Origin of the sequence: Carnobacterium sp. TMP28, assembly GCF_047553015.1 — a bacterium.
Lineage (GTDB): Bacteria > Bacillota > Bacilli > Lactobacillales > Carnobacteriaceae > Carnobacterium_A.
In genome coordinates, this window is the sequence record NZ_CP180212.1 from 137,442 (window position 1) to 150,816 (window position 13,375).

At 33.9% G+C, this 13,375-nt stretch carries 15 protein-coding genes; 10 read left to right on the forward strand and 5 right to left on the reverse strand.

Annotated elements, in window-relative coordinates; genetic code table 11:
- Positions 1-1,245 (forward strand): MFS transporter, encoded by a 1,245-nt coding sequence (locus tag ACMHYH_RS00685; RefSeq protein WP_414839498.1) that lies wholly within the window; start codon positions 1-3, stop codon positions 1,243-1,245.
- A gap of 43 nt (positions 1,246-1,288) precedes the next feature.
- Here the strand turns inward: ACMHYH_RS00685 and mscL are convergent, their stop codons facing one another.
- Entirely contained in the window at positions 1,289-1,702 is a 414-nt protein-coding gene (gene mscL / locus ACMHYH_RS00690; protein ID WP_414839499.1) for a large conductance mechanosensitive channel protein MscL, read from the reverse strand.
- Positions 1,703-1,836: 134 nt separating this feature from the next.
- Between mscL and ACMHYH_RS00695 the strand changes: the two genes are divergently transcribed.
- Both ACMHYH_RS00695 and asnB read left to right on the forward strand, forming a co-directional pair.
- Positions 1,837-2,667, forward strand: coding sequence for a hypothetical protein (locus tag ACMHYH_RS00695; protein WP_414839500.1), 831 nt, complete (start codon positions 1,837-1,839; stop codon positions 2,665-2,667).
- A gap of 310 nt (positions 2,668-2,977) precedes the next feature.
- The gene (gene asnB / locus ACMHYH_RS00700; protein ID WP_414840314.1) at positions 2,978-4,870 is read left to right on the forward strand and encodes an asparagine synthase (glutamine-hydrolyzing); all 1,893 of its coding nucleotides are present in this window, start codon (positions 2,978-2,980) and stop codon (positions 4,868-4,870) included.
- A gap of 209 nt (positions 4,871-5,079) precedes the next feature.
- On the opposite strand, the gene ACMHYH_RS00705 is transcribed toward asnB, so the two are convergent.
- The 3 genes from ACMHYH_RS00705 to proB form a co-directional block, all read right to left on the reverse strand.
- On the reverse strand, positions 5,080-6,210 hold the full coding sequence (locus ACMHYH_RS00705) for an NAD(P)/FAD-dependent oxidoreductase (protein WP_414839501.1): 1,131 nt from the start codon (positions 6,208-6,210) through the stop codon (positions 5,080-5,082).
- Positions 6,211-6,411: 201 nt separating this feature from the next.
- Positions 6,412-7,662 (reverse strand): glutamate-5-semialdehyde dehydrogenase, encoded by a 1,251-nt coding sequence (locus ACMHYH_RS00710; RefSeq protein ID WP_414839502.1) that lies wholly within the window; start codon positions 7,660-7,662, stop codon positions 6,412-6,414.
- Positions 7,663-7,679: 17 nt separating this feature from the next.
- On the reverse strand, positions 7,680-8,498 hold the full coding sequence (gene proB, locus ACMHYH_RS00715; RefSeq protein WP_414839503.1) for a glutamate 5-kinase: 819 nt from the start codon (positions 8,496-8,498) through the stop codon (positions 7,680-7,682).
- Positions 8,499-8,748: 250 nt separating this feature from the next.
- Between proB and ACMHYH_RS00720 the strand changes: the two genes are divergently transcribed.
- From ACMHYH_RS00720 to ACMHYH_RS00735, 4 genes are all read left to right on the forward strand, one after another.
- A complete protein-coding gene (locus ACMHYH_RS00720) occupies positions 8,749-9,303 on the forward strand; it encodes a hypothetical protein (RefSeq protein ID WP_414839504.1) in 555 nt (184 codons plus the stop codon).
- Between the two features lie 14 nt (positions 9,304-9,317).
- A complete protein-coding gene (locus tag ACMHYH_RS00725; protein ID WP_414839505.1) occupies positions 9,318-9,545 on the forward strand; it encodes a helix-turn-helix domain-containing protein in 228 nt (75 codons plus the stop codon).
- A gap of 407 nt (positions 9,546-9,952) precedes the next feature.
- The gene (gene mgsA, locus ACMHYH_RS00730) at positions 9,953-10,381 is read left to right on the forward strand and encodes a methylglyoxal synthase (protein ID WP_414839506.1); all 429 of its coding nucleotides are present in this window, start codon (positions 9,953-9,955) and stop codon (positions 10,379-10,381) included.
- A 50-nt stretch (positions 10,382-10,431) separates the two neighbouring features.
- Positions 10,432-10,611, forward strand: a complete 180-nt coding sequence (locus tag ACMHYH_RS00735) for a hypothetical protein (protein ID WP_414839507.1) — start codon at positions 10,432-10,434, stop codon at positions 10,609-10,611.
- Positions 10,612-10,675: 64 nt separating this feature from the next.
- Here the strand turns inward: ACMHYH_RS00735 and ACMHYH_RS00740 are convergent, their stop codons facing one another.
- A complete protein-coding gene (locus ACMHYH_RS00740; RefSeq protein ID WP_414839508.1) occupies positions 10,676-12,115 on the reverse strand; it encodes a SulP family inorganic anion transporter in 1,440 nt (479 codons plus the stop codon).
- A 381-nt stretch (positions 12,116-12,496) separates the two neighbouring features.
- On the opposite strand from ACMHYH_RS00740, the gene ACMHYH_RS00745 reads away from it, so the two are divergent.
- The 3 genes from ACMHYH_RS00745 to ACMHYH_RS00755 all read left to right on the forward strand — a co-directional run bounded on the left by ACMHYH_RS00745 (position 12,497) and on the right by ACMHYH_RS00755 (position 13,313).
- Positions 12,497-12,625 (forward strand): hypothetical protein, encoded by a 129-nt coding sequence (locus tag ACMHYH_RS00745; RefSeq protein WP_414839510.1) that lies wholly within the window; start codon positions 12,497-12,499, stop codon positions 12,623-12,625.
- 2 nt (positions 12,626-12,627) lie between these two features.
- Positions 12,628-12,966 (forward strand): hypothetical protein, encoded by a 339-nt coding sequence (locus ACMHYH_RS00750; RefSeq protein WP_414839511.1) that lies wholly within the window; start codon positions 12,628-12,630, stop codon positions 12,964-12,966.
- A gap of 86 nt (positions 12,967-13,052) precedes the next feature.
- On the forward strand, positions 13,053-13,313 hold the full coding sequence (locus ACMHYH_RS00755) for a hypothetical protein (RefSeq protein WP_414839512.1): 261 nt from the start codon (positions 13,053-13,055) through the stop codon (positions 13,311-13,313).
- Positions 13,314-13,375: the final 62 nt, after the last annotated feature.

Genomic DNA, 13,375 nt, shown 5'->3' on the forward strand with positions numbered 1-13,375 from the left:
ATGAAACAACAAACGGCAACTAGTAATCAAACTATGTCAGGCTACCAAAAGAAGGTATTAGCTTCATCAGCAGTAGGATACGGATTAGAGAATATGGATATTATGTTTTTATCCTTTTCACTCTCTTCGATTACCGCTCAATTGCAGCTAACGAGTGCGGCAGCAGGACTAATCTCTACGATAACAAATCTAGGGATGTTATTAGGGGGCGTTTTATTTGGTGTATTGGCAGATAAAAAAGGTCGAATAAAAATGTTCAGTTATACGGTTTATATCTTTGCCTTTGCGACAGCAGCTATGTACTTTGCAACCAATATTTACTTGATTTATATTTTCCGATTTTTAGCAGGTGTAGGAGCTGGAGGAGAATACGGAATAGGTATGGCATTAGTCGCTGAAGTTTTCTCTAGGAAAAAAATGGGGGCAATGACATCTATTGTAACAATCTCTGGTCAAATGGGTTCAATCCTAGCTGCTATCCTTGCAGCAATTATTATCCCAACACTAGGCTGGAATACATTATTCTTGTTTGGATTATTTCCGGTCATTATGGCCATTCTTGTTCGTAAACATCTGGATGAAACGGATGAATGGAAACAAACAAAACTAAAAAAGGATGGTCCTTCCATCTCAATTAATGAATTATTTAAAACACCAAAACTAACAAGAATGACTATTTCGTTAATGTTAATGGCGACTGTCCAAATTGCTGGCTACTTTGGATTAATGAACTGGCTGCCTTCTATTTTGCAAAAAAACTTAGGCTTATCTGTATCTGGTTCATCTATTTGGATGATTTCTACTATCGTTGGAATGAGTATTGGGATGCTATTGTTTGGCAGACTTTTAGACAAGTTAGGTGCTAGAACAGCTTATGGATTATTTTTATTAGCTTCTGCAGCCTCAGTATTTCTGTTTGTAACAGCTACGAGTGAGTGGACGCTATTGTTAGGTGGAGCAATTGTTGGTTTCTTTGCTAATGGGATGTTCGCAGGCTACGGAGCAATTGTAGGAAGACTTTATCCAACTCATATTCGTTCAACAGCAAATAATGTTATATTGAATGTTGGACGTGCAGTAGGAGGCTTTTCTTCTGTAGCTATCGGAATTATTTTAGATAAATATAATTTACTAGCTGTGATGCTATTTTTGTCTGCATTGTATCTGTTTAGTTTTGTTATTATGATGAGTATTAAAGGATTGAAAAAAGAAAACTATCAAAATCCTGATTATCAAGTAGACTAAGAAAAACCTCTCTGAAAGAAAGTCTTTCGGAGAGGTTTTTTGTCTAAGGTAAATCAATAGGGGGAGTTTCTTTAGTTAATAAATCACGAATATCTTTTAAATATTGTTCGGCAGCTGGAATTTCAATTTTTGGTTTTTCAATTTCTTCTTCCTTTTTAAATTTAGTTGCAGCACGATTAATTAGTTTTATGAAAATGAAAACAGCGAGTGCAATAATTAAGAAGTTAAGAATAGCTTGTAAGAAAGAACCGTAGGCTAACTTAGCTGTACCTATGTTAATAGATAAAGCTGAAATATCATGGCCACCAGTTAGCATACCGACTAACGGCATGATGATATCTTCTACCAAAGAAGAAACAATGGATGTAACAGCAGCACCTATGACAACACCGACGGCTAAGTCTAGTACATTTCCTCTAAAAGCAAATTTTTTAAAATCATTTATAAAGTTTCTCATACAGAACATCCTTCCATTTAACTTTTTTAAGTATAATTGAAATAGAGAAGTTATACAAACCTCACATAAAGCATTAGTAAGATAGCAGATTTAGGGTATAATAAAGAAAAAGATATCTAAAGGAGGAAGCAAAGATGGTTAGAAAATTAGCAGGTTTACTTATAGTAACAACAGCTTTATTTGTCTTAACGGCTTGTGATGAAGCAGCAAATAGCACTTCAATAGAGTCATCAACGAATTCTAGTGAACTCGTAGAAATAGACTCATCAAATCTAGTAGAGTCTACTGAAGATGGTTACCGGACAAACTATAAAACTAGCTTAGTTCAATTTGAAAGTGGCAAGTTGGATGAAGCAGCTGGTACGATTGAACTAGTATTAGAAAATGATTTAACGGATTACCCTAAACTAGAAACTCAAGTAACAGAATTAAAAACAAAAATTAATACTGCTCAAGCAGATAAAGTGAAAACAGATAAAACATCAGAAATTCTGGAAGAATCGGCTTATAAGACCGAAAGAGTTTCTAATTTAGCCGCAACTGAATTTAAGCAAACAACAGGTAAAGACATTAAAACTGCTAGTGACCAGGAGATTAAAACTTGGTTAGTTGAAAAGGAAGCGACTGAAAGTTCAGCAACCTTCTCATCAGAAAATACAAGTAGCAGCTCAGTGTCTTCAAGTAGCTCAATAGCTTCAGAAAAAGCGCCAGTCATTTCTCTTGAAGAAGAACGCATCATGGTACTAGAAAAAGTTATAGCGATAACAGGTATATCTGCTAAAGATAATCAATTTTATAGTTCAAAAGAGGATAAAACTACCTATCAAATCGAAATTCGTCATGCTCATAAAGTGGATGAAGTAGAAATTTCAAATATGGTAGGTCTGTTCAAATACGATATTTCAACAAAAATATTAATGAAAATGGATCCAATAACTGGGAAATATAGTGCTTATACGAAATAAAAAAAGTCTTTATATAAGAAAAACAACCTGAAATTTTAGAGGTTGTTTTTTTTAGCATTCATTCATAAAAACAACTTTTAATTGGATAAGTTATTAATCAAAGCGAGTATTTTTTTATAGAAAAGCAAAAATAAAAAATAATTGAAATAGTTTAGACATAAATGTAGTGGTTTTGTCATTTAGTATTGAAATAATAAGCAACTTCCTGTAAATTAAACTATGTAGAAGAATAAATTTCAATTAATAGTCACTATAACTAACAGCAAAGAAAGATTCTTATCTAAGAGCTGGAGAAATGAGAGAAATCAGAATGTGCGGATTTGTTGGATATGTATCGAATGAAAAAGAACAGTTGGTGGGAAATCAAAAAAAACTTGTTCAAAAGATGAACCAGTCTATTGTCCATAGAGGTCCAGATGAAGAGGGTTACTATAATGATGAGTCTATTTCATTAGGATTTCGACGCTTAAGTATCATTGATATTGAAAACGGTCATCAACCATTATCTTATGGAGAAGAACGATATTGGATTATTTTTAACGGAGAAGTATACAATTATATAGAGCTGAGAAATGAATTGATTGCTAAAGGATATATTTTTCAGACCACTAGCGATACAGAAGTTATACTAGCTGCTTATGTTGAATACAAAGAAAAAGTAACAGAGAAATTACGAGGAATGTTTGCTTTCGTTATTTGGGACAAGCAAGAAAAATCATTTTTTGGGGCACGTGATCAATTTGGTATCAAACCATTTTATTATGCTGTTGAAGATGAAGGACTGTATGTTGCTTCAGAAAAAAAGGCTATTTTAAATGTTATTGAGAATAAAGAATTAGACCAAGTAGCTTTACAAAATTATTTAACATTTCAATATGTGCCAAGTTCAGATACAATGCATAAAGCAATCAAAGAATTGCCGCCGGGACACTCTATTACCAAAAAATTAAACCATGAACTAGTGATTACAAAGTACTGGCAGGCTGACTTTAGGCCAGTAGTAAAAACAGAAGAACAATTTGCTAAGGAAATAAAGACTAGTTTATATGATTCGATTGAAAAACACATGCGTTCAGATGTGACAGTAGGCTCATTTTTATCAGGTGGTATTGATTCTTCAATTATTACTGCAATAGCTAGAGAGTTTAACCCCAAATTAAAGACACTATCCGTAGGCTTTGAAAGGCCAGGGTATAATGAGATTAACTTAGCACAAGAAACAGCAGAAGAATTGAGAGTGGATAATTTTAGTTATACTATTACTGCTCAAGAGTTTATGGACGAATTTCCCAGATTTGTCTGGCATATGGATGATCCCTTAGCAGATCCAGCGGCTGTTCCTCAATTTTTCTTGTCGAAGTTAGCTCGAAAACATGTAAAAGTAGCTTTGTCAGGTGAAGGCGCAGATGAAATATTTGGTGGATATGGAATATATAATGAGCCACATTCTTTGAGAATGTTTGCTAATACAGGTCGTTTAACAAATTATGCGATTCATTATCTAGCTAGACTGATGCCAGAAGGAGTAAAGGGTAAAAGCTTCCTGTTAAGAGGAACAACTTCTTTAGAAAATCGTTATGTGGGTAATGCTAAAATATTTGACGAAGTTGAAAAGAAAAAAATCTTGAAAAATTATAATACCAACTATCCTTATATTGCTGTAACAAATCCTTTATACCAAAAAACAGTAGGGTACAGTCCGATTGATAGAATGCAGTTGATTGATATCAATACTTGGCTGAGTGGCGATTTACTATTGAATGCAGATAGAACGACAATGGCTCATGCTTTAGAGTTAAGAACGCCTTTTCTTGATAAAGAAGTATTTAACGTTGCCAAACAAATTCCAGCTAATTTGAGAATTGCCAATGGAACAACAAAATATATTCTGAGAAAAGCTGTTGAAGGCATTGTTCCCAATGATGTTTTATATCGTAAAAAGCTTGGGTTTCCAGTTCCAATTCGTCATTGGCTTAAAGATGAAATGTACGAATGGGCTCTGCAAATTATCAATGATTCACAAACAGATCATCTATTAAATAAGAAATATGTAGTAGATTTATTGAATAAGCATAAATCAGGTAAAATAGATTATTCACGTAAAATATGGGTTATGCTAACCTTTATGGTTTGGCACCGTATTTATATCGAAGATAAACAAGAATTTATAATAGAGCCTTTAAGTTATGCGGTTAAACAGTAATTTATTGCTTAAACTAATGAGTATATAAAGAGGCTGGGACAAAACTACTTTTGTGAAAAAAAGTAGTTCCGCTCTCATTTGTTTTTATAAAAATATAGAAAAACACACTCCCACTACTGAACAAAATAGTTCATAGTTTTGGGAGTGTATTTTTTTTGAGAGACCTTTTGTCCCAGACTCTTTTTTAGATACTAAATAGATCTGACCAGTTAATTAGTTAATTTGTGGACATAAGAAGCTACAGGATAATCTGATACTGGTAAATCGGTCGGTTCATTCATAATTAACTGAGTCAAAATCCGAGCAATAATTGGTCCGGAAGTTAAACCAGACGAACCTAATCCACTAGCGACATAAAGATTAGGATAGCCTGGAATTTCACCAAAAAATGGCGCGAAGTCAGATGTGTAAGCACGAGTGCCAACACGTGCTTCTTTGATAATGGCAGTTGCTAGACTGGGAGCAACGCTAGCGACGTCGGCTAACATAGCAGCTAGTTTTTCCTGATTAACGGTTAAGTCGTATCCCTCATCATTCTCATGAGTAGCACCGATCGCGATACGGCCATTTGGAAAAGGAATCAGATCTTTTTCACCATCGGGCATAACGACAGGCCAATCTTTTGTCTCTTCTTCTACTTCTAAATAAATTAATTGACCTTTTTGAGGTCGAATATCAACAGAAAATCCTAAAGGTTCTAAAATTTCTGGTAGCCAAGCACCTACAGCTAAAACAACAGTGGAAAACTCCTGATTTTTTCCAGAAGTAGAGACGGTATAAGTTCCGTTAGTAGAAAAGAGTAATTGAGCTTTTTTATTGCTAACTGTAGCACCATTTGATGTAGCGGTATCTAGTAACTTTTTAGTAAGCAATGACCCGTCTACTCGAGCGCCACCTGAAGCAAACAAAGCAGATTGATTCGATACTAATAAAGGTAGTTTAGCTTTTACTTCATCGGGCGAAAGAATCGTTAGTTCCCCTATTTCAGGAGCTAATTCTCGTCTTTTTAAAGCTATTTTTTCTAATTTAGACACTAACTCAGGAGATTTTTTGAAAACGATTGTTCCAACTTGACGATAAATATCAGAATGAGTTGAATCTTCTTTTAAGTCGCGGAGTAGAGTCGGATAAAAGGCTGCTCCAGTAGCAGCTAATTGATACCATTTTTTGTTGCGTCTTTGTGAAAGCCACGGACAGATAATTCCAGCAGCTGCAGAAGTTGCTTGCCCAGTACCTTCGTCATAGATAGTGACATCGTAGCCTGCAGTGCTAAGGTAAAAGGCTGTTGTTGCACCTACTATACCTGCACCGATAATAGCGATGGACTGTTTGTTTGTCATAATCGATCCCCTTTTTCTTTAATTTTTTAGTTTAGTATAAATAGACTAGATAAAAGTGTCTGACGAGCACTTAGATAAAATAAGGGTAGACGATCTATTTATTTGTGGATCAACGAATGGAAGAAATAGCTATATAAAAAACCAAGGTTAATCATCCCTTGGTTTAAATCAGATGGCAGCTTATGGTTAATGAACGAGACATTAACGAATCTGTCCTTCACCAAAAACAATGTATTTAGAAGAAGTTAATTCAGCTAGTCCCATTGGCCCACGGGCGTGAAGTTTCTGAGTGCTAATACCAATTTCTGCACCAAAACCAAATTCAAAACCATCTGTAAAACGTGTTGAAGCATTAATATAAACGGTTGAAGAGTCTATCTCACGATGGAATCGTTGTCCTGAAAAATAATTGTCGGTTACAATAGCTTCAGAATGACCTGTACTGTATTGATTGATATGACTGATAGCTTCTTCAAGAGAATCAACTACTTTGATAGCAAGAATAAAATCTAGAAATTCTGTTTCCCAATCTTCTTTTTTTGCTGGGACGGCTTTTTTCAGAAATTGATAAGCTTTTTCATCGGCTCTTAGTTCTACATGGTAATCAGCTAGAGCTTTTTCAATAAAAGGTAAAAATTCCGCAGCAACGTCTTTATGAATCACTAACGTTTCGGCAGCATTGCAAACAGAAGGACGAGAACATTTTGCATTGACAACAATATCTGTAGCCATCTTTAGTTGTGCATCTTTATCGATATAGATATGGCAATTACCTGTACCGGTTTCAATGACTGGGACAGTAGCGGTTTCTAGTACCGTTTGAATCAAACGCGCACCCCCTCGAGGAATCAAAACATCTAAATAACGGTTTAACCGCATCATCTCGCGAGCAGTTTCTCTAGAAGTGTCTTCGATTAACTGAAGACAAGCTATAGGGAAACCAGTAGCGTTTAATGTTTGCTGCAGAATGGTAACCAAGGCTGTATTTGAGTGAATGGCTTCCTTTCCTCCTCTTAAAATAACGGCATTACCGGATTTAAAACATAGCGCGCCAGCATCTGTTGTTACATTTGGACGAGATTCATAAATAATACCAATAACTCCAAGAGGAACACGTTGTTTTCCTATAGTTAGACCAGCTTCATTTTTAAACATACTATCAACAATCCCTATTGGATCTGGTAAATCAGAAATTTGAACTAGACCGTCTGCCATTTCTTGAAGGCGATCCTGATTCAAAATCAGTCGATCTACTAATGTTTCTGGAATCTTATTTTCTTTAGCAGCAGCCAAATCTTTTTGATTAGCGGATAAAATTTTATCAACATTTTCTAGGATAGCTAGACTCATCATTTTTAAAGCATAATTTTTTTCTGTTGTTGAAGCTAAAGCTAGATAGCTACTAGCTTTTTTTGCTTCTTCACCTAATTCGATTAATGTTTTCATACACATAGATTCCTCTCTATTGGTTAGTCGTATTCAGGAATAAAAAGAGTGCCTATTTCTTCGCCAGCAATAATTTTAAAAATATCTGTTGGGTTAGCACCATTTGCTAAAACCATTTTACCAGCGTGCTTTAAAATGTGGTCAGCTGCTTTTAATTTCGAAACCATTCCGCCAGTTCCAAATTTCGAACCAACACCACCTGCAAGTGAAAATAGTTTTGGTGTGATGCAATTGATTTCATGAAATAAATTAGCTTGATTATCCTCATTAGGATTGCGATCATAGAATCCGTCAATATCGGATAACATAATCAACAGGTCCGCTTGAGTAATTTCTGCTACAATAGCGGATAATTTATCATTGTCACCAAATTTAGTCACATGATCTAATTCGTCTACTGCGACAGTATCATTCTCATTCACAATAGGAATAACTTTCTGCTTGAGTAGTTGTTCGAAAGTGTTAATAGCGTTCAAGCGGCTTTCTGGGAAGATAACAATATCTCGTGTCATTAAAACCTGACCAATAATCTGTCCATAATTGAAGAAAAAAGTACTGTACAAACTCATAAGTTCACTTTGTCCCACAGAAGCGACAGCTTGTTGTTCTGGAATCGATCTAGGTGATTGTTGTAACTTCAATCGATGAAGTCCAACACCCACGGCTCCAGAAGAGACTAAGATAACTTCTTTACCTTGGTTTCTTAAATCACTTAAAACAAAAGCTAGTTTATCTAATCTTTGTAAATTAACGGTTCCATTGGGATACATGATTGTGCTAGTACCAACTTTGATAATTACTCGTTTGCATGATGCTAGTGTTTGTCTTGCTGTTTTATTCATTATACCCCATCCATTCCTTCGAAATAGAGTCATTCAAAACTAATAGCGATGACTGCCAATTGCTTACCATTTTAACAGCTTTTGACTTAAAAAACTATCTTTCAATTTTTAATAGCAGTCAAAACTAAGCAATTTTAGTTGCTTTATTAAAAAAAGTCTAACGACTAATATTTAACGATAAACGTTAAATATTAGTTGTTAAACATTAAAAATAGTAGTATATTTAAGGAAAAGTATTGGAGAGATAAGCATGAACAAGAAGATTATTTCTAAAAGTAAACGGTTGACTATTATCTTAAAATATATAGGCGTTTTTATTATCTCTATAAGTGGTTTATTGATTGTTGGAATGGCTCTTGACGGTAACTTTTTAGATAATCTATATTTAGAATCATCTCAAAGTTCTTTTGTATTCTTTAACGCAAGTTACTGGGAAGGTGTAGAAACACCACTGGTACAAATAAAAGAAAGATACATAGAACTCATTACTGGATTAATGGTGACTGGTTCGTATGCAGGAATATTTTTCTTAGCTAGTTTTATTTTTAAGGATATTTCAAATGGCGAATCACCTTTTAATGACAAACAAGTTAAACGATTAAAAAAAATTTCAAGGCTACTTATTGGGGTACTTTTTATACCACTAATTTTACCTAATATTCTCCACTGGATGATGATTTCAGGGAAATATTTCTCTATCAGTCTAGATGGAGTGAGTTTAATTGCCCCCATTTTATTTTATGCGTTAGCAGAAATTTTTGCTTATGGCGCGCTACTGCAAAGAGAAATAGATGAGACGTTGTAGATTGGAGGAACAAGATGGCGATAATATTAAGATTGGATAGAATGATGGCAGATAGAAAAATATCTTTAAATGAACTTTCAGAAAAAGTAGGTATCGCAACTGTCAATCTTTCCAAAATTAAAACAGGAAAAGTTAGCGCAATAAGATTCTCTACATTGAATGCTATATGTAAAGTATTAGACTGTCAGCCAGGAGAAATCTTAGAGTATGTGCCTGATGAAGAACTAGTTACTCCAAAATGATGCAAAAGTCCTTCGTTATTACTCTCTACTCATTTCCAGTGGTGCTAGAAAACTGACTACGGGTGCTTATTTTGAGTTTTAAAAAAATAAAAAGCCACTCGCTATAAGAGCAAGTGGCTAAAAGGAGTAGTACCTATACTTTGGAGGAGTATGAGGTAAAAATGAAAAGATAAAAAGTTGGTTGTTATTGGTATATCCCCATTATACTGACTAAGTGTGAAGAAAGTATGAATAAACAGTCTATTTTTTGTTAAGAATATAGGGGGATGAAAGAATAAACGTCATGTATTTAATTTCAAAAGAATTATCCAGATCATGGTCAATTTTTATCTAAGCTCATTAATGCGGTTTCATTCATTCCATGTTATGATTGCCACAAGGTTAAATTGTAAAAGGGAGGAATAGAGTTGAATATTGCACTGATTGCTCATGATAAGAAAAAAGATGAAATGGTTAAATTAATTTCATCTTATCAAGAAATATTAAAAGAACATTCTCTTTATGCTACTGGAACAACAGGAAAAAGATTAATTGATGAAACAGGATTAGACATTCATCGATTCAAATCAGGACCACTAGGTGGAGATCAGCAAATAGGAGCTTATATTTCAGATGATAAAATAGATATGGTTATCTTCTTAAGAGATCCTTTAACAGCACAGCCTCATGAACCGGATGTTAGTGCTCTTTTACGATTGAGTGATGTTTATGAGATCCCTTTAGCTACTAATATGGGAACAGGAGAAATTTTGTTACGTGGTTTAGGTGAAGGCTTAGTAGATTGGAGAAAAATTCATCATCATGCAGGGCGCTCTCTACTAAATATAGAATTTTGATTAAATGAACTTTAAAAGTTTAGAAATAATAGTTTATTAGGAGGAATTGTATGTGGTGGATAAGAGTAATGCTACTAATAATGGTTATTCCAACAGGTTTATACTACTGGGCACTTGGCAAAAATGTTTCTGATGCAGAAGAGAAAAACAATAGAGATATGTCTTATGAACTCAATCCGTTTACAGGTGAGAAGATGCCTGTTGAAACAAAGAAGAAAGTTAAAAAATAAAAGAATAGAAGCTAGGATAATAGTCCTAGCTTCTATTCATCTTTAGTTCATTATTCTTTTAACATTATTTTTTATGGTGAGAAGATATTTTTTTCAAAAGATCGTTGCTTTGTTTATTAGGATTGATAAGAGTAACGTCTGAACCAGTATTTTTATTTTTACTAATGAGTTTATCTACAGCCTCAACAGCTGTTGAGTCCCAGAGGGTCATAGCACTAACATCGATAACTAAATTTCCTTCATGAGTAAAATCATTCATGAAAAAGTCTGTAAACTTTTCAGCTGATGCAAAATAAAGATGACCGTGAGCTTTGTAATGGTAATCATCAGTATCTGTGCCGGGTTCAATACTAATATGAGTCATTTTAAATGCTGCAAAAATAGCACTTATTAATGTTCCTATTACTACTCCATATGCTAGATTGTGTGTCACTAAGACAATAGCAATCGTCGTAATCATAACAAAGCTTTCATTTTTAGGCATGATAGTTAATCGTTTAACTGATCTCCAATCGACTGTTTCATAAGCCACGACGACCATAACAGCTGCTAAAGCAATAATGGGAATTTGGACGACTATCTTGTTGAATAGAACAACAGACATCAACATAAAGAAACCAGATAGGAAAGTTGCTAGACGACCGATACCGCCATAACTGATATTAATAATTGTTTGACCAATCATACCACAGCCAGCTATTCCACCAAAAAATCCAGAAGCTAGATTGCCTAGACCTTGACTCAAAGATTCTTTGTTTTTATCACTTGGCGTATGTGTTAATTCATCAACCAACTGAGCAGTCAATAAAGACTCGACAAGGCCTACAATTGCAACGGAGAGAGAAGTGGGAAAGATAATTCTTAATGTTTCCAAAGTAAATGGAACTTTTGGAATTCCAAATCGAGGCAATTCACTAGAAATCGTCCCCATGTCACCTAAAAGTTGAACATTTAAATTTAAGCCTAAGACTAGTGCAGTAATCACTACAATTGAAATAATAGGTGCAGGAATTCTTTTTGTTAGCTTTGGTGCTAAAAAGATAATAGCTACTCCAACTACACCCAATAAAATTAAAACAGATGATCCTTTAAAGTGGTCTAATTGAGATAAAAACATCATAATTCCTAAACCATTTACAAATCCTAACATAACAGGTTTTGGAATATAGCGCATTAAAATACCTACTTTGAAAAGGCCTAAGACTACTTGGATAACGCCAGCTAAAATAGTTGCAGCGAAAAGATAATTAACGCCGTATTCTGCAACCAAGTTTGCAAGAACCAAAGCAACAGATCCGGCAGCTGCGGAAATTAATCCTGTACGTGCTCCAAAGAAGGCAGCAACGGCTGTGATGAAAAAAGTTGCATAAACCCCGACAATAGGTTCAACACCTGCAACGAGCATGAAGCCAATAACTTCAGGGAATAAGGCCAAACAAACAACTACTCCTGCTAATATATCTCCTCTAATGTTGCCAAACCATTCTTTTTTATAATTTTGCATAAATACCTTCCTTCTTTAAAATCATCAGTGTAAAAAACCCTATAAACAAACATGTTACCATAGGCGAGAGTAAAGATAAATATAAAAATAAAGTTAGGAACTTTATCACAGAAGAAAAATAGAATATAAATTTAATTTAAATTATGATAATATGATTAAATAAGAACCATTTATTGGTTAAAAAATAGAAGTTAGTCCAATAGGTATACATCCTATTTTTTATACTAGAGATAGTAAAAGCTCTTTATCTAATTAGATTTAATTAGATTTAAAAAATAAAAATCAACTTTAAATCATAAGGTGATTATTTTACATAATAGTAAGATAAAATAGTTTAATAAAATAAAAACTATATTTATAGGGAAGGAGAAAATAACTGGTATGAATAGTATTGAAGTAAATCAGTTAACCGTTGACTACGGAGAGGGTCGTGGAGTCTTTGATTTAACGTTTCATCTAAAAAAAGGAGAAGTGCTAGGGTTCTTAGGCCCCAATGGTCAGGAGAATTAATGGTGTCCTCATATTTGTATTTAAACATTGGCTTGTTGGGATTGCACTTACTTATTAATGGTTTTGGTTTTCTAGTATCTTGCGTATGCAATGAAGCAAGGACAGCCTATTTCTGGAGTATTGGAGTTCCGCTAGCAGCCTTTTTGATACAAATGTTAGCTAAGCAGAGCGAAGAGTATGCTTTTTTGAAGTATGTTACATTCTTAAGCTTATTTTCTCCAGAAAATATTCTTGCTGGAAAAGAAAATAGTTTTTGGTTAACGATTCTTTTATTTCTTTTAGCTTTTATATTTTATGGAATAGGGCAAATTATTTTTTCAAGAAGAAATCTTCCTTTGTAATAAAAATAAAAAAGTCGTTAGTTATTAGTCAGTCTAAAAAGTAGCGTATTTATTAAAAAAATAAAAAGAGCAATAGGAGGAATACTGTGGCAGAAACTAAAGTTGAAATTGAATTGAAGGTAGAGTTAGAAGATTTTATCGAAGCGTATGGAGATAGCTTAGATATATTAAATAAAATAATTGACATGCAAAAAAACATTATGCAATTTAAAGAAAGCATGAGTACACAAGAACATTTAAATTATATGAGTGCAGTCGATAAAATGGATGAAGTAAATAAAGTTGTTGAAGAAAAATTAGAAAAATTAATTAAGGTAAATACAAGCATTAAAATGCTAGCAAATTAATTTTTTAAAATAGGAATGCGACTCATTTGTTTAGAAAAAATGAGTTGTCGTTTCTATTTTTT